The organism is Gardnerella sp. c11Ua_71 (genome assembly GCF_055818025.1).
Map to the genome: position 1 here is coordinate 229,049 of NZ_JARFVR010000002.1, position 23,094 is coordinate 252,142.

Below are 23,094 nucleotides of genomic sequence, written 5' to 3' on the forward strand. Positions count from 1 at the left end.
AAGTAGGAGCGCAATATGGCTGATTTGGGCGAGTTAGCTCTTGATTTGCATCATGCTAGCGAAGACGAGATTTTTCAAGCATTTGTTGATTGGGTTAAAGATAACAAACATGTAGATTTGTGGCCGCATCAAGAAGAATCCGTTATGGATTTGCTTGCAGGAGACCATGTAATCTTAAACACTCCAACAGGTTCTGGAAAATCTCTAGTAGCGCTCGGTATGCATTTTGCAGCGCTCGCAACCGGCAGACGCTCCTACTATACTGCGCCAATTAAAGCTCTTGTTTCCGAAAAATTCTTCGATTTGGTTGCGATTTTTGGGCGCGACAACGTTGGCATGATTACAGGCGATTCGCATATTAACGCGGACGCTCCAATAATCTGCTGCACTGCAGAAATCTTAGCAAATCAAGCCTTACGCGAAGGCGCAAACGCTGAAGTCGATTGCGTTGCAATGGACGAATTCCACTACTATGGTGATCCAGAGCGCGGATGGGCTTGGCAAGTGCCTCTGCTTACACTTCCAAATACGCAATTCTTACTTATGAGCGCAACTCTTGGAGACGTAACGGATATTGCGGAACGCTTAGAAAAATCAACAAAACGTAGTGTTGATATTATTGCTAATGCGCCAAGACCAATCCCACTCGAATACGAGTACACAGATAAGCCGCTTGCAACAACTGTAGAACTCTTATTTAACAAGGGTTTAACACCAATCTACGTAGTTCATTTTTCGCAAGACGCAGCTCTTGAAACAGCGCAAGCGCTCGCAAGTACGGGAGTTTCAAGCAAAGAACAGCGAGAGAAAATAGCTCAAGCGATTAAAGGCACTAAATTTACTACAGGATTCGGCAAAATTTTGCAAAGGCTACTGCGCACTGGAGTTGGTGTACACCATGCTGGTATGCTTCCGCGCTACCGTAGGCTTGTCGAACAGTTAGCTCAGCAAGGATTGCTGCCCGTTATTTGCGGCACAGACACTCTTGGCGTTGGTATTAATGTGCCAATTCACTCGGTTGTGCTTACAGCTCTTACAAAATTTGATGGGAATCGTAGTAGAAAGCTTCGTGCTCGCGAGTTTCATCAAATTGCAGGACGTGCAGGCAGAATGGGATTCGATACTGAGGGCTTAGTAGTTGCAGAGGCTCCAGAGTTCGAGATTGAGAATGCGCGCGCTGTTGCAAAAGCTGGAAATGATCCTAAGAAGCTTAAAAAAGTTAAGCGTAAGAAAGCTCCAGAAGGCTTTGTAGTTTGGGGCGAGCCAACGTTTACTAAGCTTATTGAAAGCGCTCCAGAAACTTTGAATCCTCACATGGTTATAACGCACTCAATGATTTTGAACGAAGTTACACAAGGTGGGGATGCTAGAGCGCGCGTTGAAAAACTTATTGAAGATAGTGCGCAAAAGCCGCAAGATAAAGAGAAATTACTTGAGCGTTGCAACGATATTTTCCAAACTTTGCTCGATACTCAAGTGATTGAATGCAGAGAGCTTTCGGATGGTTCTTGTGATTACGATCTTGATGTTGCTATGCCAGAAGGTTTTGCGCTAGATCAGCCGCTTTCTCCATTCTTACTCGCAGCTTTGGAACTTCTAGACCCAGAATCTCCAAGCTATGCGCTTGACGTAATTTCTATGGTTGAAGCAACTTTAGATGACCCTAAGCCTGTGCTTCGTGCGCAAGAGCGTAAGGCTCGTGATGCTGCGATGGCTGGCATGAAGGATGATGGCATTGATTACGAGGAGCGCATGGAACGCTTAGCTGAAGTTAGCTATCCTAAGCCTCTTGAGGATTTGTTAGCTCCTGCTTTTGCGCAATATCGCAAAGATGTTCCGTGGGCAAATGACTACTGGCTAAAGCCTAAATCTGTGCTTCGAGACATGGTTGAAACAGCGTCCGATTTTACTGGCTATATTTCGCGCTATGGCATTGCTAGAAGTGAAGGAACGCTTCTTCGTTACCTTTCGGACGCTTATCGTTCGCTTGCTCGCACTGTGCCAGAAGACATGCTTAACGAAGAATTGTGTGATATTATTTCGTGGCTTCGTCTTGTTGTGCGATCTATTGATTCAAGTCTTGTTGACGAGTGGGAGAGTGCAGGAGGATCGGACGCTGAAGCTAGTGCTGTAACTATGGCTGCGCCTGGAACTTCTGAGTCTGTTGTTGAGGATCGTCGTGGACTTATTGTGTTGATTAGAAACGCAATGTTCCGTCGCGTGCAGCTTATGGATTTGGAAGATGCGGATACTTTAGGAGAGCTTGACAAGGCTTGGGGTTACGGCGTTCACGAGTGGAATGATGTGCTTGACGACTATTACAATGAGCACGAGTATGTTGGTATCGATGCCAAGGCTAGAAGTGGCGACTTGTTTATTTTGGATGATTCGCTTGAGAAGAGTGAACATTCGTGGAAAGTTCGGCAAATTATTGACGATTCGGACGGAGACCATAATTGGGCTATTACTGGTGTTGTTGATTTGGATTCAACACAAGATACAGGCGAAGTTGTGTTCTTTGACTACAGAGTGTCGCACGTGTGATTCTTAAAAATGTGCTAACAGAGCACAGAAGGTAAAACACAGAATGCAGAATGCAATCGAACGTTTGTTCTATATGTAGTGTAAGCTGGTATTCATGGAGAAAGATTTATTTTCCGCAAGTAGTGCACCTAGCGATGTTACGCGTCCGTTGGCAGTGCGTATGCGCCCAAGCAGTATTGAAGATGTGTTGGGGCAGTCGCATGCGCTAAAAGAAGGTTCGCCTTTGCGCAGGCTTGCAAATCCACAATCTAAAGGTTCTCTTACATCTCCAAGTTCTGTTGTGTTGTTTGGACCTCCAGGAGTTGGTAAAACTACGCTTGCTTATATTGTGGCTAGACAGTCTGGTCGCGTGTTCGAAGAGCTTTCTGCTGTAACTTCTGGAGTTAAAGATGTTCGAGCTGTGTTAGATCGAGCGCATGAGCGTTTAGTTAGTAAAGGTCAAGAAACAGTTCTGTTTATTGACGAAGTTCATCGTTTTTCTAAATCACAGCAAGATGCTTTGCTTCCAAGCGTAGAAAATCGCGATGTAACTTTTATTGGAGCTACTACCGAAAATCCAAGTTTTTCAATCATTAAGCCACTACTTAGCAGATCAGTAGTTGTTAAACTTGAGTCTCTTAGTGTTGAAGATTTGCACACTCTGATAGAACGCGCAATTTCTAGCGAAAATGGTCTTAATAATCAGCTTAAAATCGACGAAGACGCAATAGATTCAATTATTCGTTTAAGTGGGGGAGATGCTCGCAAAACTCTTACTATTCTAGAAGCGGCAGCAGGAGCTGTAACAGGAGATGTTGCGTTGCAGCATGGTAAAAATAAGCCTGTAATTACTGCTGATATAGTTTCTAACGTAATGGATACTACTACAGTTCGCTATGACAAAGATGGCGATGACCATTACGATGTTATTTCTGCTTTTATTAAATCAATGCGCGGAAGTGATGTTGACGCTTCTTTGCATTATTTAGCGCGAATGCTTAGAGCTGGTGAAGACCCGCGTTTTATTGCAAGGCGAATTATGATTGCTGCTGCCGAAGAAGTTGGTATGGCAGCGCCGCAAATTTTACAAGTAACTGTTGCTGCAGCTCAAGCAGTTGCTTTAATCGGAATGCCAGAAGCGCGCATTATTCTTTCGGAAGCTGTGATTGCTGTAGCAACTGCTCCAAAATCAAACGCAAGCTACAACGCTATTAATAAGGCTTTGCAAGATGTTGATACTGGGAATATCGGTCAAGTGCCTCTTCATTTGCGTAACGCGCCAACTGCTTTGATGAAAAGTTGGGGCAATCATGATGGGTACAAGTATGCTCACGATTATCCGGGTGCTGTTGCATCTCAGCAATATATGCCAGACGAGCTAGTTGGTCACGAATATTATCACCCAAATAATCGCGGCTACGAGCACGAGATTTCGCAACGTTTATCTCAAATCCGCAATATTCTCCACAAATCTGCTGACAATAACTAAAGTCAATAATTAAAAGGCTTCTTAGAATTGTAAGAAGCCTTTTAATACAGTATTACTATTTTTTTTTAAGAGAGTTTTATTCGCGAACAAGCATAATGTGGTCAATATCTTCGCGATTTGAAACGCGGAATAACACAAAACGGTTGCCAATTACTTGCACGACTTCTGCACCAAGATGTTCTGCGAGTTCCTGCGCAGCTTCTTTAGCACTTAAGCCAGAACCATCTTGCACAGCACACTTCATAAGCTCATGAGATTGCATTGTCTCATCCGCTTGCTTAACAGCAGCGTCGCTAATATCGTTTTTTCCAACGTAAAGCAATGGGCTTAAAGTGTTAGCGAGCGCGCGCAATTGCTTAATCTGCTTTTTAGTTAATGCCATTATTTTCCTTCCAAATCGCGTTCAACATGCGTAAAACGCTAAAACGTCAATTTTTAAAACATTAAAACACTAAAACGTCAAAACGCTATATTGTTAAACGCAATTATCAACAACCATTATCAACAAACAACTATCGACTATTGATTATCTACTTGTAACGCTTAAATTTTCAATGCTTATCGGATTATACATTAACCGTAAGAATCCGCGTTCAATACGTTCAATACGATTAATACGCTCAATATGCAAATATTACAGTTATCAGTTATACAAATATTCCAGCAAAAATTATTCCGCACACAATAGCTAATGTAATTATTAAAAGTGCAAAGTCTTTTAAGCGCATTTTCTCTGTATGTAAGTGCGTGCGCTTAGCTCCAGGAACGTAGCATCTAGAATCTAGCGCAAGTCCCAGTGTGTTTGCGTGCCGAATCACGCTTGCAAATCCTGGAACTATAAGAGATGTTATTGCTTGCAATCGCTTTTTTATAGACCCGTCTTTTATGTTTCCGCCTCTTGCAATTTGAGCTAAAGCTACAGATTCTGCTTCTTTTGCAAGAGTCGGCAAAAATCGCAAAGCGAGGCTCATAATAAGAGCAATTTCTTGACTTGGCAATCCTATGATTCTAAGAGGCGAAATAATAGACGCGCACGCTTCAGTCAACTGCGTTTGGCTTATTGTTAGTACAATTATTGATCCGATTAGTATAACAAGCGAAAATCTTGAAGCGAAAAGTATTGCAAACTTTATTCCATCATCTGTTATTAATAGCGGTCCAATTTTAAAAATTTCTCTTCCAGAATTCACAACTAGAAGATTAAACATTCCAGAAAATACGAATATTGCAATAAACATATGCAATGACAACAATAATTTTATAGGTGATATTCTAGCGAGAAATATTAGAGCAAGCGTTGATAGTGCAAGAATTCCTAGTTGATAGAAGTTTGTAATACTAAACGCGCTAAACATAAGAATTAAGCATGATATTAGTATGATTCGCGTATTGAATAAGCTTAGCAATGACTTGTTTTTGATTTCGTTTTTCTTTTCGTTAACATTCTCGCTAGCATTTTCAAGCTTTTCGTCTTGCGCGTGTTCTTGAATCTCCTTCTTTTTGCGCGATTCTAACGTAACTATGCGCGCTCCAAGCGATTTTGCTTCGTTTAGATCGTGAGTAATAACAATAATTGTTATGCCTTTATTGTGTAAATCGCTTAAAATTTTTAATACGATTTTTGCATACTCAAAATCTAATCCTGCTGTAGGCTCGTCTAAAACCAAAATTTTTGGATTGCAAGCTAAAACACCTGCGATTGCTGCTAGTCGTTGCTGTCCGCCAGAAAGTTCGAATGGGGATTTTTGTGCTAAGTGTTCAATATGCAATGATTTTAGTGCGTTCAATACTCTGGAATGTAATTCACGTCCTTCTAATCCAAAGTTTTTTGGCCCGTATGCTACGTCTTCAAAAACAGTTTGTGCAAAAAGTTGCTGTTCTGGCAATTGCATAACGTAACCAATGTTTTTGCGAATTTCTCGCATTTGCGATTTGCTTGTTTTTTCGCTAATTTTTATTCCGTTTACGCAAATGGAGCCAGAATCGTATTTAATAAGTGCGCATATTGCTTTTGCGAGCGTTGATTTTCCGCACCCGTTTTTTCCCATTATTGCAACGATTTCGCCTGATTTTACGCTTAGAGAATAGTCTCTTATTATTGGAGTTTGACTATTTGTATAGCTCACATTTAAATTCGATATTTCAATTGCTGTATTTGATTTTTTTGCATTTTCCGTCATGCTTTTTGATTCAATAACAGCTGGCGATTTTTCCGTGAAAAATTCATCTAATTCCAATAAACTTACATCACGCAATTTTCCATTTTCTAGCATCAATATTCGATCCGCATTTTTGCATTCGCTAATCTTATGCGTAACTTGTACGATTGTTGTGCCGCTCGTTTGCAATTTGTTAAAAAGCTTATTTACATCTTCTTTTGCGCAAGAATCAAGCATGCTTGTAGGCTCATCTAATACAAGAAGTTTTGATTTTGTAGCAATCGACGATGCAATAGCAACGCGCTGCTGCTGACCTCCACTCATATTGCTCGGGTCGCTAAAACGGTGATTTTCCATGTTTACAGCGCGTAAAGCATTGCTTATATTTTGCTTCATAAATTCTTTAGAAGCGCACAAGTTTTCAAGCCCAAAAGCAACATCGTCTTCTACAACTGTTGTAACGATTTGGTCTTCTGGGCTTTGAAACAATGCTCCAATAGATTCTCGTGCTTTTTGGTACGCTTTTGAATCAACATTGTTTGTTTCAAAAACTTTTATTCCGCATAGCGTAACAATTCCAGAATCTGGGGAAGAAAGTCCTGCAATAATTTTAGATAGCGTAGATTTTCCGCTACCATTTTTGCCTATTATTGCAATTCTTTGACCATACGCAATTTCAAGATCTATTCCGTCTAGAATCCAAGTTTTTCCGCCATCATAGCTAAAGCGAACTTTTTGCAAAGAAACAGCATTATCTTTTTTAGCAAAATAATCCGTATTGCTTTTTTCGACTTTGCAACATGTTTTATCTTGAATAACTTTATTGCTTTGCATAATCAGCTTGCTTTTTACTTAATTGACTAATGCTATTTTGGCTAATGCTATTTGTTTGCTATTTGTTGTAGTTAAGAAGCTTTGAAACAGGCTTATAAACAAGCATAGTTATTACGCAATGAATCGCAAGCTTAATAGCATTAAACGGTAGCAGAGCTGGAACTATAAGAGCGGCAACTTGTTCAACGCTCATATGCGCATAAAATGGCGTAATAATAAGATTTCCAACTATTGCAAGAGCAATCGCAACTACAGAGCCAACTATAAGCGAAATAATAGCGCCTTCTTTGGTTCTAATTTTTTTGTAGACGATTGCAGCGCTAACAGACGCACCCATTGAAACCAATATTGCCATTATTGCGCCAAACGGGTTAGTAAAGAAGTGTGGAGCAAATCCTAGCACGCTTACGATTGCAGCGGCGAATGGTCCGTATGCAAATCCTGCAATTAAACACACAATTCCCGAAGGATCATATTTAAGGTAGTTTACGTCTGGAATAAGTGGAAATTCTATAAAGCTTACAGCAATAGAGAGCGCAACGAATAGCGCGTATTTAGCAATTTTTTCGCTTGACCAATAGTTTGTGCCAGAGTAAGTTGCGTGATTATTTGCTGTGTGATTGCTTGTTTTATGATTATTTTCGCGTGAAATGCTCATTAGAGCCTCCGTTTCTTTCATCCGGACTTTAACCGTTGGCTTCGGATTTTAACCGAATCAGCAGCGCGTTGCCGCTCGCGGGCTTCGAGAAAATTCACTAATACAAGAATTACCTCGTTACCGCCAGTAAGGATTTTCACCTTCCCTGAAACTACACTTTATTTTTATCTTATGCTATGAACATTTATCTGAAAATGAAGTTTGTACTAAAAAATTTGAATTTTATTAATAATATTGATGGCAATGCTAGTGTAATATTAAAAATATGAGCGAAGTTATAAATGATAATACTATTGATAAGCTTGCTGTTGTTGTAGTTACTTATAAGCGTCAGGAGTTGCTTGAAAATCTGTTTAAATCTTTTGAACGATTAAATCAATGCCCATGGAGGATTGTTGTTGTAGACAATGAGAAGAGTGAAAAAACTCGTGATATGGTGCAAGATTTAGATGATGTTCTTACACGTCGCTGGGGTTCTGCTAGCGTGGATAATTTTGGCGATTCAAACCGCGTTGTTTACGCGCCTCAAAGCAGCAATCTTGGGGGAGCTGGCGGTTTTAGTGCTGGTGTTAAAAAAGCGTATGAACTTGGCGCGCAGTGGTTCTGGGTTATGGACGATGATGTTGAAACTGTTCCAGAATCTATTGAACGTCTTTCAAAGTGGACTAAAAGCCACGATGTGATTCAAGGCAGCCGTTTAGACTACGACGGTGGCGATTTTTATTGGCAATATAAATTTATTGTTTCTCTTGGAATCCCTAATCCAATTGCTCCAGCAGCATTTGGACCATCTGGGTATCGCGTTATGAACACTATGTGCTTTGAAGGCGGATTGTTTAAGCGCAATATTGTAGAGAAAATCGGTTTGCCAGATCCGCATTATTTTATTTATTGGGATGACACAACTTACGGATACCTTGCTAGCAAAGTTACGAATCCGATTGTTGTAAAAGATGTTATTCTTCGTAGAACTCGTAATATTCCTAATTGGGATATTGCTGGCGTTCGTCAACTAAATTCTACTTCTGACATGAATCGTTACCATATTATGCGAAATCGTGGTTTTATGGCGCGATACTTTATGATTCATGGCGATTATCGACCATTTATGTTTGCTCTTGGAACAGCATTAACTGCTGCAAAAGAGTTTATTAGGCTTGTTGCTGTAGATCGTGAGCATATTTTAAGTGGTGTTAAAAAGCTTTTTACTGGTTGGATTGCAAGCAGAAAAATTTTGCATGATCCTAATTGGAAGCCAATGCCTCCGTTGAAATAGTGTACAAAAATTAAGTCTTAAAACATCTTAAAACATAAACTAAAAGCCACCTAGCATTTGCTAAGTGGCTTTTAGTTTTTTTTTTATTTTATCTCTTTTTCAGTGGGAGAGGTCGATTACCATTCGACCGCGAATCTTACCGCTGAGCATCTCGTCGAAGATATCGTTAATGTCTTCCATCTTGCGCATATGGCACTGTGGAAGAACCTTGCCTTCAGCACCAAACTGGAACGCTTCTTCCAAATCCTTACGAGTTCCAACAAGAGAACCAACCAAGCGGATTCCGTCAAGAACAAGGCGAGGAATGCTAAGTTCCATTTCTTCTGGTGGAAGACCAACAGCTGCAACAGTGCCGCCTGCTCGCACAGAGTCAACTGCGCTGTTAAAAGCAGCCTTGCTTACAGCGGTTACGACAGCGCCATGAGCGCCGCCTACCTTCTTCATAGCAAATTCAGGAACATTTTCCTTAAGTGGGTTCACGCACAAATCTGCGCCATATTCCTTAGCAAATTCAAGCTGAGCATCGTTAACATCTACTGCGATTACGTGCGCACCAAATACGTTCTTTGCATATTGCAACGCAAGATTACCAAGACCGCCAAGACCGAATAAAATAAGCCATTCGCCTGGATGTACGCCAGATTCCTTAATAGCCTTGTAGGTTGTAACGCCAGCGCAAGTGATGGAGCTTGCAGGAGCTGGATCCAAGCCTTCTGGGACCTTTACTGCGTAGTCTGCTGCGACGATGCACTCTTGAGACATGCCACCATCGGCAGTGTATCCTGCGTTCAAAACGCTACGGCAAAGTGTTTCTCTGCCTGTGGTGCAATATTCGCAATGTCCGCAACCCTTGAAGAACCATGCTACAGATGCACGGTCGCCTGGCTTTAATGTTGTAACACCAGGGCCAACTTCCTTAACAATGCCAATACCTTCGTGTCCAAGAACAACGCCTGTTTTATCGCCAAAATCTTGGTTCTTAACGTGAAGATCGGTGTGGCATACGCCGCAGCACTCCATATCGAGTAAGGCCTCACCAAATTCCAATGGGCGGAGTTCCTTCTCTACAACTTGAGCCTTCTTATCTTTGGTTGCAACAATAGCCTTCATAGAAACCTCCTTGTTCTATGCTTCATTTTTGAAAAACATTACCTTTTCAGTTTTCTTTTACCTGTTTGGTAAAAGCTATCTTTTATTCTACATTATTTTTACGATTTTTCATGATAAAAATCACATTTTAAGAAAAATTTTATAAAAATTTATGGCTTAATGATAATAATTATCGTAATCAATATTTTTCTTTTATTCAACACTCCGTAAAATTGCATGTATATTGCAGAAAAATCACTATAAATTTTTATTTTTACTCATAACTTGCATTTATAAAGAAATCAGGCTATTATGACATTTTGTTTGCGGACATAGCTTAGTTGGTAAAGCGCAACCTTGCCAAGGTTGAGACCGCGGGTTCGAGTCCCGTTGTCCGCTCCATTTTTTTTTCTTCTGCTTTTGTTATATTTTTTTTTAGTTTGTTTTAGTCATATTTGTTTTATGAAAATATAAATTTATTAAAGAGTTATTGATATACGACATCTAGCGCTATAGATGTTGTCTATACATATAGTCTTTTTGATATAAATAATCTATCATGATTTTAATGCTGAATTCTGATTCTAAATAATTAGATTTAGCAAATAGGTCAAAATATTGCTAATTGCAAGAAATGAAAATTTTTTAAATAAACAATTAAAGATTGGAGTTGTTATGAGCCTTATTGGTACGCATATTCTTCCGTTTAAAGTAAACGGATATAAGAATGGGGAATTTGTAGAAGTAAGCGATAATGATGTTCTTGGAAAGTGGGCTATATTCTTCTTCTATCCAGCAGACTTTTCGTTTGTGTGCCCAACAGAGCTTGAAGATCTTGCAAATCACTACGAAGATCTTCAAAAATTAGGCGTAGAAGTTTATTCTGTTTCAACAGACACTCATTTTGTTCACAAAGCTTGGCACGATGACTCTAAAGCTATTGCAAAAGTAAAATACACAATGCTTGGAGATCCAAACGGCGCGCTCTCTAAAAACTTTAATGCTTTGAATGAGGAATCTGGTTTAGCTCACCGTGCAACATTCTTGGTTGATCCTCAAGGAAATATTCAATTCTACGAGATGACAGCAGATGGAATCGGCAGAAATGCAGATGAGATGCTTCGCAAAGTTAAAGCTGCTCAATTTATTGCAGCCCATCCAGGAGAAGTATGTCCAGCAAAGTGGGAGCAGGGAGAAGAAACACTTGCTCCATCTATTGACTTGGTTGGGAAAATCTGATTTTTTAAAAGTCTGATTTTCTAATAATTAATTTACTGCTAAAGATCTGCTACTTAAGAATAGAAAGTGAAAATAATGTCTTTATTGGATTCAAACTTAACTACTCAACTTGCTGGATTACTAACAAAAATGGTTAATCCTATTAATCTTGTTGCATATGTTGATAGTAGTAAAAATTCTCAAAAAGTTATTGAGCTTTTAAATGAAGTAGCAGATCAAAGCAGCAAAATCACTGTTATAGAAGGTGATAAAAGTCGCGTAAATCGCAAACCAAGTTTCGCAGTACTTAATCCACAAACTAATGTGTCTGTAAGCTTTGCTGGTTTACCTCTTGGACACGAGTTTAGCTCTTTAGTTTTAGCGATTTTGCAAGTAAGCGGTTACGCTCCCAAAATAAGCGATGGTCAGCGCAAAGCAATTTTGAGCATTGGAAGTCATGAAGTTACAACATACATGTCTGTTACTTGCATTAATTGCCCAGAGGTTGTTCAATCGCTTAATACAATTTCGATTATTAATCCTAAAGTAAAACATATTGCTGTAGAAGGGAGCGCTTTTAAAGACGAGGTAGATTCTCTTGGCGTAATGAGTGTTCCTGCAGTTTTTGAAAACGGAAAAATGATTTCTTCTGGAAGATCATCTATAGACGAATTAGTTGCGATTCTTTTAAGTCAAGAGGAAAATAGCGATTCAAGCAATTCTAAGGTTTCTGGCGATTCTTCACTAGCGCAAAAAATGAACGCCAAAAATCCGTACGACGTTATTCTTGTAGGTGGAGGCCCTGCTGCAAGCGCCGCAGCGATTTACACAGCTAGAAAAGGCCTTAAAACAGCAATGATTATGGACCACAGAGGCGGTCAAGTTGTTGAAACAGAAAGCATTGAAAATCATATTTCGCAAACGCACACAACAGGCGCAAAGCTTGCTAACGATTTAACAAACCACATTGCTCAATATGACATTGACGTATTTACTCCCGATTGGGCTACATCTTTAGATATTGCTGAAGAATCTTACGGATTGCACACAATTAGTACTAAATCTGGCGGAAGCTTAAAAGCTAAAGCAGTGATTATTGCAACAGGCGCTACATGGAGAACACTTGGCATTCCTGGGGAAGACGAATATAGAAACAAGGGAGTGTCGTTCTGCCCGCATTGCGATGGTCCATTATTTAAAAATAAGAATGTTGTAGTTGTTGGCGGAGGAAATTCTGGAGTCGAAGCTGCAATAGACTTAGCAGGTGTTGCAAATCACGTTACTCTAATCGAGTATATGAACACGCTTAAAGCAGATCAAATATTAGTTAATGCTCTAAATAATCTTTCTAATACTACTGTAATAACAGGTGCTGCTCTTAGTTCTATAGAAGGAGACGGAACAAAGGTTATTGCAGTACGTTATAAAGATCGCAATGCTAATAATGGTGAAAATAGTGAGAAAATTTTGCACACAGACGGCGTGTTTGTTCAAATTGGTTTAATGCCAAATACTAAATGGATTTCAAACAAACTAAGCTTAAATAATCGTTCGGAAATAGTAACAGATAGAAAAGGGTGCACGAGTGTTCATGGCATTTTTGCTGCTGGCGATTGCACAGATGAGCCTTATAAGCAAATTGTTACAGCATATGGATCTGGAGCAAACGCGGCTCTTAGTGCATTCGACTATCTAATTAGAAATGTGTAAAACTAGATTAACTTTTAACGCATAAGCTTTTGATACTTAAAATTTATATATATTATATTCTTACTACTTTTAATAAGAAAGATGATTACGTGAACATTAAATCACTTGAATACTTAATTGCTTTTGCAAAAGAGGAAAGTTTTACAAAAGCAGCTGAACGTATGCACGTTTCTCAACCAACGTTGTCTACGCAAATTAAAAAGTTAGAAGATTTGCTTGGAGTTTGTCTTATTGAAAGAACTCCTGGAAAGCAAATTCTAACTCCAGCAGGCAGAGAAGTCGTGTATTATGCAAAGCGTATTCATGCCGACGTTTCAAGTATTTATCAAGCAGCAAGGCGATTAGAAGACCCATGGTCATCTACTATAGTTTTAGGCGTTTTTCCAACATTATGCCCTTATCTTTTGCCAAGAATAATGCCAGTTTTGCGTAAAGTTAAGCCGAATTTTAATATTCGATTTGTTGAAGAAAAGTCTGCTAGCCTTGTAGAAATGTTGCATAGTGGTCAGATTGATGGCGCAATATTAAGCGAGCAATTAAATGAATCTTCTTTGAAAGTAAAACATATTTTTGACGAGGACTTTTTATTGGCTGCTTCTACAAATTCGCAGTTTGGTCATGAAAAAACTCCGATTGATGTTTCGCAATTGTCTAGCCAAAAAGTGCTACTTTTAGAAGATGGTCATTGCATGCGTAGAAGCATGATAGATGTATGTCAAAAAGTTGGTGCAAAACAGTCTGAATTTTATGCTACGTCTTTGGAAACCTTACGATACATGGTTGTTGGAAGTAAAGATGTGACTTTGCTTCCGCGTCTTTCTATTCTTCCTCCAATTGTTCAGCCATCAGGATTAACAATTCGCGAGTTTAAAGATCCAAAACCATATCGTTCGCTGTATTTAAACTGGAGAGCAGCTTCTCCAGTGGATCAAATTATGGACGGTTTAGCTAAGATTATTTCTGGTGCATGCGTGAATTTGCATAAGTGAAGTTAATAAAATTTATATTTTTAAACTTTAAAAGCAATTAAAGCATTCACATGTTAGATTAAAACAAGATTGAAATGAAATATAATTTGATTTTGTTCTAAAAGAGTTAAAACATATTCTACTTCTAATTGTGTTTTTCGAACCGATAATCAGCTATACTTAAAATGTTTGAGTAAGAATAAATGCAACACGTATGGAAATCACTTAAATATTTAGTTTTACGGGTTTTACGAAAATAGTAGTTGGCTTTAAAACGAAAGAACGAGGAATATGCAAGACGAAGTGCAATCTAGCAAGAAAATAGATTCTGCCGAAAGTAGTGAAAAAAATCGCTCAGATATTGCAGATGATAGTATGCAGATTGTGCAGGAAACCATTAAAACATTGTGGGAAAATAGAGAATCTATTCCAGTCAGGATATTTTCTAAAAAGCATATTTTTAAAGATTTTCCAATGATGCCAAAAAACGTAAAGTTAGGTTGGATTAAACTTTCTGGGAAAAAACATGGTATAGCTATTGGATTATTCAACGATGATTGCAAACGTTTTCGTCAGCTTGCTGTTGCAGATTTTGAAGGTCGTGTTTATACAGGACATGACATTTCTATTGAAGATACGATGGAAAGAATACCAGAGTTATCTTTTGTAGAACAAAATTCTATGACTCTTAAAGATTCGTTACGTTTCTATGGTGTTGATGATAGGAAAATTACTCATGCGAGTCATGCGCGTAAAAAAGTAAATTCAATCAATAAAAATAATCGTGAATCTGATTTAGTTGTTATAAGAGGAGATGTAGTTGTTCAGCTATCACAAGATGAAGGCATGCAATGGGTATCATCTTGGATTCGTAAAGTTAATGACAAAAAAGAAGCATATACTCTTGAAGAAACTAGAGTTTTGCTTCCTGACAGACTCCGTTGCAATCTTTCATACTGCGATGCTATTTCAACATCTTTCTTTGCATCGTTCTTTATTCCAGATATAACTAGAGCGTTTAGCGGTTTCGGATCTGGCAATATTTTTAGGCGTCTTACAAAGGAAGCCCCTCTTGGAGCTATTAGAAGAAGCATTATGGATTCAAAAGTGGCGGAAAAAGCAGGTTTGCGTGTTTCGTCAATGGAAAAATATTTTGCTTATCTTATGTTAGATTCTGGCGCTTTAGAACATAGTGGTCCGCTTGAAGCTGTTCATGGAGCAGAACGCTTACATTTGCAAAAGTCGCAAGTTTCAGACGCTAATTTCCTAGTATGGGATGATTCTTTAGAAGCAAAAGCTGCGTTGAAAGTATTGCGAATAGAAGGTGCTATTAACCGTTTCCAGTCCATTAGTAGTTGTTTAGAAGAAAATTGCGCTAATGGCGGTAATTTAACGGAAAATTCTGTAAACTTTGGTCAAATATCTGAAATAGATTTATCGTTTATAGAAGATCCAGCGTTTTGTGCTAACGGCGAATTGGATATGAATAGTTTTGGTAATCCTTTACAAGACGACAATATTCGCCCATTAATGCACTTGTGGAATACTGCAAAAAAATCTAACGACCTGTATATTTACAAGTCAGATGGATCTTCTAATTGTGAATGGTCTTATAGGCAAAGATTATCTGGATTAATTAGAAGCCTTTATTTACCATTTAGATTTGATACTGATTTTCGCTCTAATCTAGAAGACGGTAATGTTGCATTAGCATTTATGGCAACTGGCAATTCGATGATGCCAACTAGAAGATTTGATTCTGTTAACCAAAAATGGATTACTTTAACTAATGCAGATAAGTCTCGTATGACAACTGATTACAATCTTCGACTTGGAATAATAATGGCAACCCTTGCATTTGGAGCAAGTGAAGAAGTACAGAATGTATCTATAAGATTAGATTCAATAGGCTTAGAAGAAATGGTTGCTGCTCAAGATGATGCTATGAGTAAAATCCTAAATCAAACAATTAATGCTTTGAATAATATGAATCGTGAGGCAGCTCGTTCTAAAGGCGATCCTAAAGATGGAGATATTCACGGAGATGTTAATAACGGACTAGCGAATGTTCAAGATTTACAAAACTTTACTAATCATCCTATTCTTCACGAAGATGAAGTGACTGTGTCTGATAGTAGCAATAAAGCCACTGCTGGCAAATCGATAAACTCTAGTGATAGCTACAGTGGTACTGAGATTAGTAATAGCAATACGAACGATATTGAATCGGACTCTATTGAACCTGATCCTATGGATGCTTTTAGCAAATATCCAACTGTAAAGTCTTTATTGACAGTCACATTCAATCGCGGATCTTTTATAAAACATATTCGTGCAAATGGGTTGAATAATCCTCTTGACGCATACAAAAAATTTAACGCAAATATGAAAATAGATGGAGAAGGCGCATTAAACCCGATTGAACCAAGCTTTGATCTGAGAGATAGTTGTTTTTCTCCTCATGGAGCACAGGAAGAACCTGAGTTTTCAGATGTAATTTTTGACATTAAATCTCAAAAAGCATTAGGTACTACCAACTCTAAAGGTCTTTCAATTCAAAGAGAAGATTTATTACAACAGGCTGTTGCAGATTTTCATCACATATCGTCAGAAGTAATGATATCTAATGCAGAAAAAGCTCGTATGGCAATGGATATTGTGGAAAGCATTGACGATCCAGAATTAAATGAGAAAGCCAATCTTATAACAAGCGCTTTAATAGACGAAAAAGAAATACCAGAAATATCTTTTAAAGTTTCAAAAGATATTTATAATATGAGACTTCATGCTCATGAACAATTTATGAGTGGAGACTTGGAAAATGCCATCGAAGAATACGAAAATGCAGTAAAACATTTCGATTCCATGTTTTCTTTCAACGATGTTGTACCAAGATACTTTAATTCCTATGCAGAGCGAGTTGTCTACAATCGAATATTTGCGACACAAAATGAACGTATGATACTTATACCAGATGGTCTTTTTTACGCACATATGGAGTTAGCAGATTTACTAACTCAACTCAACAGGCATGAGGATGCACTAAAACACTTAAACACAATGGTTTCATACGCTCCAACATATGTTATTTCTCATCTCAAGTTAGCTTCACAACTTACAGAGAAAGAAGATTGGACTTCTGTAGAAGCAGTGTGTCTAAACGCATTACCAGTATGCTTTGATAGAGAAGACGCCGCTTTTATATACTACAGACTTGCTTACGCAGAATGGATGCAAGATAATTTCCCTCTTGCTGTAGCAGCATATAAAATGGCAGACAATTTATCTTCTGGAAAAATTGAGTCTATTGAAATAGAGCTTGATGAATTACTGAGCCGCATGCAGTCACAGTGCATTCCAGCTCCTAATGATATGTCTCAAGTAGAAGAAGTTTTAAAAATAAACAATGTTCCAAAATGGCCAGATGTTGAAGCTTATGAGATTATCGATGAAGCTGCAAAAATAACAGTAAACGAGGGAATGTTTGTTATTGCACGAACGCTTTCCGTTGCAAGAGCGAGAATGCTGTTCAGCAACAATTCATCAGATAACGTTGTTCAAATGCAGTTTTTGCGCTCGCTTAACTCATAAACAACTCTTATTAAACAGTAATTATAATCAGTTATTGACGCCTGTCTGGTAGATAGGATAGTTAAAAGGTTTTGAAGGGAAAGCTTATGATTGCGTCTAATAGCGATAAGTCGTCACACGCAGTTGGAGAACAATTATCTCTTTTCGACGATTTTGATGATTCGCTAAATAATGATAAATCAAGTGTTAACAACGATTCATTATCTTCAAGCATTAACAAAGTCGATAATCAAAACCAAAATGTTCATGAGCCAAGCGAGAATAATACATCTAGCACATCACACGAGTTTAGTTCAACTACAGATTTTAATGATTGGATCTCTAAATTAGAGCCAACAGATGTAGACGCTATTGCATTATCTAAGCTAGAACCTTCGCTTTTAACAAGCGAGCAGGCTGCTAGATTATGGGCAAAATTAGCTGCCTGGGCTCAATCAGACCAGATAGCTTATTATGTTGATGATTCACCAAGTAGTTCTGACGCTGCTTATGACACAAGAATGCGAGTTTTAAGCTCACTAGAATCTACATTCCCAATATTAGATACGCCTCAATCACCAACACATAGAGTTGGCGGAACTTTTTCGAACGATTTTGCGTCAGTTAAACATCCATCAAGAATGATGAGTTTGGATGATGTGTTCTCATTAGAAGAGCTAAAATCTTGGTACGATAGCATTATTCGCGACTTAAAATGGCCCCAAAATAAGCCATTGCCAATGACATGTGAAGTAAAAATCGATGGACTTGCGTTAAATCTCATATACAGAAATGGAACTTTGGAACAAGGACTAACTCGAGGAGATGGCGTTACTGGAGAAGACATATCTCTGAATGTAAGAACAATCGAAGAAATACCGACTCAGCTTAAATGCGAAAATTCAGACGATATTCCGGAATTTGTGGAAATTCGTGGTGAAGTTTTTATGAAATGGGCGGATTTTAGAAAGCTGAATATTGAACAAGAAGATTTAGGAAAGCCTGCTTTTGCTAATCCAAGAAACGCTGCTGCAGGGTCTTTAAGGCAAAAGGATCCTAGAATCACTGCAACAAGAAGATTAAGCTTTATAGCGCATGGATTAGGCGATTTAAAGTGGAAAGATTCAGTAAAAAAAGATTCCGAGCATCAATCACATACGCAAACATCGTTTAATCAGTCAGACGCATACGAGCTGTATAAAAAATGGGGAATACCAGTATCTCCTTATACTCGCAAAGTCACGTCTTTTGAACAAATAGAAGATATGATTGAATACTATGGAGAACACAGAAACTCTATTATTCATGCCTTAGATGGAATTGTAGTTAAAGTAGACGATCGTGCTTTGCAAAGAGAACTGGGGTCTACATCTAGAGCACCAAGATGGGCAATTGCGTACAAGTATCCTCCAGAAGAAGTAAATACTGTTCTCAAAGACATTGTTGTTCAAGTAGGAAGAACAGGTAGAGTCACCCCTGTTGCTGTTTTAGACCCAGTAACCGTTGCAGGATCTACAATATCGCGCACAACATTGCATAATCCTTACGAAGTTGAGCATAAAGGTGTTCTTATAGGCGATACTGTTATTGTTCGTAAAGCTGGCGATGTTATACCAGAATTAGTTGGTCCAGTACTAAAGTATAGGGATGGGAATGAAAGCAAATTACGCAAATTTGTTATGCCAGAGTATTGCCCATCATGCGGATCTAAGCTTGCACCTGCTAAAGAGGGAGACAAGGATATTCGTTGTCCAAATGTAGAAAACTGCCCAGCACAATTAACAGAGAGAATAATTAATCTTGCATCGAGGCACGCATTCGACATTGAAAATCTTGGAGAATCTTCTGCACTAGCTTTAACAAATCCAGAAGATTCTAGACCTACAACTGCAGAAGTCTATCATCCTGATATTGACAAAATAGTAGTTCAGCGCGGTTCTTCTTTGCAACCAACTATTCCAGAATCCGTGTTTGATCTTCCAAAATCTCAAGAACCTGTTATAAGAAGCGAAGCGGATATTTTTAACATTACTGCAGACGATTTGCGAAATATTAAAGTTTGGAAAGAAATACCTCTTGTTGAAGAATGGAAAGAATTAGGAAAAGACGGAAAATTAAAGAAAAGAACTAAAAAAATAGGCGGATCTGGATTGTGGAGACAGGTTTCTGCATTCTGGACTAGACCTTTAGAAGCTACAAGAAGAAAATCCAATGATGATTCCAACAGTGATGAGCTTAAGGAATCTTTAAATCCAGATTACCCAATGTTTGAAGTTCCTTCTGACGCTTATGTAATAAGGTTAGTTGAAAAGAAAATTCGTAAAAATAATGTTCTTCAAACAGTGAGTGTTCCTGAATACACTCGTCCAAGTGAAACAACAAGAGCAATGTTAGAAGAAATAGCTCAAAAGGGTAAGTCTGCAACACTTTGGCGTGTGCTAGTGGCTTTGTCTATTCGTAGACTTGGTCCGCCTACAGCACGACTAATAGCGGCAAGATTTGGTTCAATTGAGAATATTTCTAAAGCATCTGTTGAAGATTTAACACAAATTGATGGAGTTGGTCCAGAAATTGCCCAAGCAGTATACGATTGGTTTGAAAAATCGAAGAATCCTCAAGATTGGCGTAGTGAAGTTTTACGTAAATGGAATGAAGCTGGAGTAGTTGGATCTTCTGACTCTTCTAATGCGGACAGTGTCGAACAGACTCTTAGTGGCAAAACGGTTGTTGTTACAGGATCATTAGAAGGCTTTACCAGAGATTCAGCTAAAGAAGCTATTTCTTCTAGGGGAGGAAAAGCAGCCTCTTCTGTTAGCAAAAAGACGTATTGCGTTATTGTCGGAGAAAATGCTGGTTCTAAAGCCACTAAAGCAGAAGAACTTGGTATACCTATGCTAGATGAGAATCAATTTAAGATTTTGCTTAATACTGGCAGTATTGAATCTGCTCTAGATAGCAAATACGAACTTGATTTTAAGAACGAATCGTAAAAGTTAAAAATGAGCAGCACTATTGAACTCGAAACTCGCATTTACGATCTATTAGGAAGTGTTATTGATCCAGAATTAGGTCGTTCAGTTACTGAACTAAATATGGTAACTGGCATACACGTAAGTGGAAAACAAAATGTCACTAGTGTATGCGATTTTGATAATTCTTATCCAACTTATGATGTGACTATAAGAATAGAACTTACTGTTCCAGATTGTCCTCTAGCACAAGTAATTACACAGAGAATTCAATCAACTGTAAAAAAATATCCTAATGCAAATCTCGTTCCTCACGTAAATATAAGCGCTATGAGTAAGGATAAACTTGCAAAACTTGTTTCGGATTTGAAAGAGGAACGTAAAGAAAATCCTTTTAATAAAAATGGCGTTAAAACAAGAATTTTTGCTATAGCATCTGGAAAAGGGGGAGTTGGAAAGTCTTCCATAACTGCCAATTTAGCAGCCACTTTCGCGGCTCTTGGATACAAAACAGCAGCAATAGATGCAGACGTTTATGGATTTTCTCTACCGCGTATGTTTGGTGTTACAAGTCAGCCTACTAATTTGAATGGCATGCTTATGCCAGTAGAAGCTTGGGGGGTTAAACTGATTTCTATTGGAATGTTTGCTGGAACAGATCGTGCGATTTTGTGGCGTGGTCCTCGCTTGCAACGTTCTCTTGAACAGTTTCTTTGCGACGTTTGGTGGGCAGACCCAGATGTGCTTCTTTTAGATTTGGCGCCTGGAACTGGAGATATGGCTCTGGCTGTTGCTCAATCATTGCCTAATGTGGAGCTTGTGGTTGTTACAACTCCTCAGCCTAGTGCTTCAGATGTTGCCGTTAGAGCAGGTCTTATGGCGTTGCAAATTCCAGTTAATGTGCGTGGAGTTGTAGAAAATATGAGTTGGTTTGAAAATAATGGAGCGCGCTTGGAAATCTTTGGTTCAGGTGGTGGAAAACGCGTTAGTGACCAGCTTTGTAAAGCTCTTGGTAAGAATGTGCCTCTTTTAGCACAAATTCCATTAGATACGAGTATTAGAGAAATTGGAGAGTCTGGCAGACCTGCGGTTCTTAAAGATGACGGAAGTCTAGCTAATTCACAATTAGCTAACACCTTTATTCAACTTGCTAAAGCTTTAATGGAAACTGTTAAATAAAACTATTAAATATGGGGTTACTTAATTTTTAAGTAACCCCATATTGAAATGATTAATGATTAATTACTTAATAGCATTCAACCATTGTTCTTTTGTAGCTTTTTCAGCCTGAAGCTTAGCCTTACGCTTTGCATCTTTTTCACTTGCAATCTTAGAATCAAGTTCCTCGAGCTGAGCCTTCAATTGCGTAGCAAAACTAGACTTACGAGCGTCTGCCTCTGGGTCAGCATCTTTCCAAGCAGCATCTTCAACAGCCTTAATCTTCTTATCCACATCATTTAAGCGGGATTCAATTCTGCGCATATCTTCGCGTGGAACAAAACCAATCTTGTCCCATTCTTCTTGAATCTCAGACAATGCTTTACGAGCTGCTTTTGCTGCTTCTTCATCTTTAACAGGAAGAAGAGCTTCTGCCTTAACAAGCAAAGCTTCCTTCTTGGAAAGATTTTCTTTTTCACCAGCATTCATCTTTTCTCTATCTTCTTGACGAGCATGATAGAATGTGTCTGCAGCTTCGCGGAACTTAGCCCATAACTCATCGTCGTGCTGACGACCAGCATTTCCAGCCTTCTTCCAGCGATCCATCAAAGCATTAAACTTCATAGAAGTTTCACGCCATTTAGTTGATTCCTTCAAGCTTTCAGCTTCAGCAATAATGGCTTCCTTAATTTCTTTAGCAGTATTTCTTTCAGTATCACGCTCCTTAACCCAAGCGTTGCGTGCTTGAGTGAAAGCAGAACGAGCTTTAGAAAATCGCTGCCACAAAGCGTCAGCATCCGCCTTATTGAGATGGATCGTAGTGCGCTGATGTTGCTGCCACTTGTCAAACAGGGAACGAAGCTTATCTGAAAGCGAACGCCAATTTGTAGAATCACCTATTTGAGCAACTAATGTTTCTGCCTGTTCAACAATAGCAGTACGTTCTTTAAGAGCTTTATCTAATTCATCTTTGCGAGCTTTTGCAAGTTCTTCTTTTTTAGATGCAGCCTTAGCCTGCAATTCGGCGTGTCGAGCATTCAAAGCAGCGATGTCTCCAACTACCGATGGTTCCTTAAGATCCGCCTCTAAAGTAGCTAAAGTCTCATCAATTTCCTTAGGTCTCACATTAGACGATTCAAGTCTTTTTTCGAAGAGATCAAGTTTAATCTTTAAGTCAAGATAACGATGTACGTAGAAAGTCAAAGCATCTTCTGGAGTACCAGTAGAATACTGACCTACTTCGCGTTCGTCAGCTCCTTCACGAACATAAACGTTTCCATTTTCATCAACTCGCCCAAAGGTTTTAGCGGTTTTAACATCTTCGTCGCTATACGAGATAGTTGGAACAGCAGCAACAACGCGAGCCTTGTTAGCAAAGTTTGCAGGCGACGGCGCATGCGGCTTTGGGGTAGTTTGTTTAGTAGTTTCTTCAGGTTTAGTCTGTTCGGTCACGGGTCGACTCCTTACAGCAAA

14 protein-coding genes, 1 tRNA gene and 1 riboswitch are annotated in these 23,094 nt (G+C 38.8%); of the genes, 10 read left to right on the forward strand and 5 right to left on the reverse strand.

The genetic code is table 11. From position 1 onward, the window contains the following. The first annotated feature begins 15 nt into the window (after positions 1-15). The gene (locus tag P0106_RS02470; RefSeq protein WP_473730390.1) at positions 16-2,544 is read left to right on the forward strand and encodes a DEAD/DEAH box helicase; all 2,529 of its coding nucleotides are present in this window, start codon (positions 16-18) and stop codon (positions 2,542-2,544) included. A gap of 94 nt (positions 2,545-2,638) precedes the next feature. After that, on the forward strand, positions 2,639-4,012 hold the full coding sequence (locus P0106_RS02475; RefSeq protein ID WP_410309889.1) for a replication-associated recombination protein A: 1,374 nt from the start codon (positions 2,639-2,641) through the stop codon (positions 4,010-4,012). A gap of 76 nt (positions 4,013-4,088) precedes the next feature. Here P0106_RS02475 and P0106_RS02480 read toward each other — a convergent pair whose 3' ends face one another. The 3 genes from P0106_RS02480 to P0106_RS02490 all read right to left on the reverse strand — a co-directional run bounded on the left by P0106_RS02480 (position 4,089) and on the right by P0106_RS02490 (position 7,663). Beyond that, positions 4,089-4,394 carry a YhbY family RNA-binding protein gene (locus P0106_RS02480; protein ID WP_004117809.1) on the reverse strand — a complete coding sequence of 102 codons (306 nt, stop codon included), beginning with the start codon at positions 4,392-4,394 and terminating at the stop codon, positions 4,089-4,091. A gap of 265 nt (positions 4,395-4,659) precedes the next feature. Beyond that, positions 4,660-7,005: an energy-coupling factor transporter ATPase gene (locus P0106_RS02485; protein WP_473730391.1), complete on the reverse strand. Its 2,346-nt coding sequence runs from the start codon at positions 7,003-7,005 to the stop codon at positions 4,660-4,662. 58 nt (positions 7,006-7,063) lie between these two features. Then, positions 7,064-7,663, reverse strand: coding sequence for an ECF transporter S component (locus P0106_RS02490; protein WP_032812832.1), 600 nt, complete (start codon positions 7,661-7,663; stop codon positions 7,064-7,066). Between the two features lie 5 nt (positions 7,664-7,668). Continuing rightward, a riboswitch (FMN riboswitch) is annotated at positions 7,669-7,820 on the reverse strand. A gap of 108 nt (positions 7,821-7,928) precedes the next feature. Between P0106_RS02490 and P0106_RS02495 the strand changes: the two genes are divergently transcribed. Then, a complete protein-coding gene (locus P0106_RS02495) occupies positions 7,929-8,939 on the forward strand; it encodes a glycosyltransferase (RefSeq protein WP_004111565.1) in 1,011 nt (336 codons plus the stop codon). Positions 8,940-9,038: 99 nt separating this feature from the next. Here the strand turns inward: P0106_RS02495 and adhP are convergent, their stop codons facing one another. Then, on the reverse strand, positions 9,039-10,049 hold the full coding sequence (adhP, locus tag P0106_RS02500; protein WP_004111567.1) for an alcohol dehydrogenase AdhP: 1,011 nt from the start codon (positions 10,047-10,049) through the stop codon (positions 9,039-9,041). 305 nt (positions 10,050-10,354) lie between these two features. Between adhP and P0106_RS02505 the strand changes: the two genes are divergently transcribed. The 7 genes from P0106_RS02505 to P0106_RS02535 all read left to right on the forward strand — a co-directional run bounded on the left by P0106_RS02505 (position 10,355) and on the right by P0106_RS02535 (position 21,642). Next, positions 10,355-10,430 (forward strand) — tRNA-Gly (locus P0106_RS02505). A 273-nt stretch (positions 10,431-10,703) separates the two neighbouring features. After that, positions 10,704-11,267, forward strand: coding sequence for an alkyl hydroperoxide reductase subunit C (gene ahpC, locus P0106_RS02510; protein WP_004115062.1), 564 nt, complete (start codon positions 10,704-10,706; stop codon positions 11,265-11,267). 75 nt (positions 11,268-11,342) lie between these two features. Further along, on the forward strand, positions 11,343-12,956 hold the full coding sequence (gene ahpF / locus P0106_RS02515) for an alkyl hydroperoxide reductase subunit F (protein WP_004117820.1): 1,614 nt from the start codon (positions 11,343-11,345) through the stop codon (positions 12,954-12,956). A gap of 89 nt (positions 12,957-13,045) precedes the next feature. Next, positions 13,046-13,945 (forward strand): LysR substrate-binding domain-containing protein, encoded by a 900-nt coding sequence (locus tag P0106_RS02520; RefSeq protein WP_004115065.1) that lies wholly within the window; start codon positions 13,046-13,048, stop codon positions 13,943-13,945. 270 nt (positions 13,946-14,215) lie between these two features. After that, on the forward strand, positions 14,216-17,515 hold the full coding sequence (locus tag P0106_RS02525; RefSeq protein ID WP_473730392.1) for a tetratricopeptide repeat protein: 3,300 nt from the start codon (positions 14,216-14,218) through the stop codon (positions 17,513-17,515). A gap of 86 nt (positions 17,516-17,601) precedes the next feature. Continuing rightward, positions 17,602-20,484 carry an NAD-dependent DNA ligase LigA gene (ligA, locus tag P0106_RS02530; protein WP_473730393.1) on the forward strand — a complete coding sequence of 961 codons (2,883 nt, stop codon included), beginning with the start codon at positions 17,602-17,604 and terminating at the stop codon, positions 20,482-20,484. A gap of 9 nt (positions 20,485-20,493) precedes the next feature. After that, positions 20,494-21,642, forward strand: coding sequence for an Mrp/NBP35 family ATP-binding protein (locus P0106_RS02535; RefSeq protein WP_473730394.1), 1,149 nt, complete (start codon positions 20,494-20,496; stop codon positions 21,640-21,642). Between the two features lie 63 nt (positions 21,643-21,705). Here the strand turns inward: P0106_RS02535 and P0106_RS02540 are convergent, their stop codons facing one another. Then, positions 21,706-23,073: a DUF349 domain-containing protein gene (locus P0106_RS02540; RefSeq protein ID WP_004111602.1), complete on the reverse strand. Its 1,368-nt coding sequence runs from the start codon at positions 23,071-23,073 to the stop codon at positions 21,706-21,708. Positions 23,074-23,094: the final 21 nt, after the last annotated feature.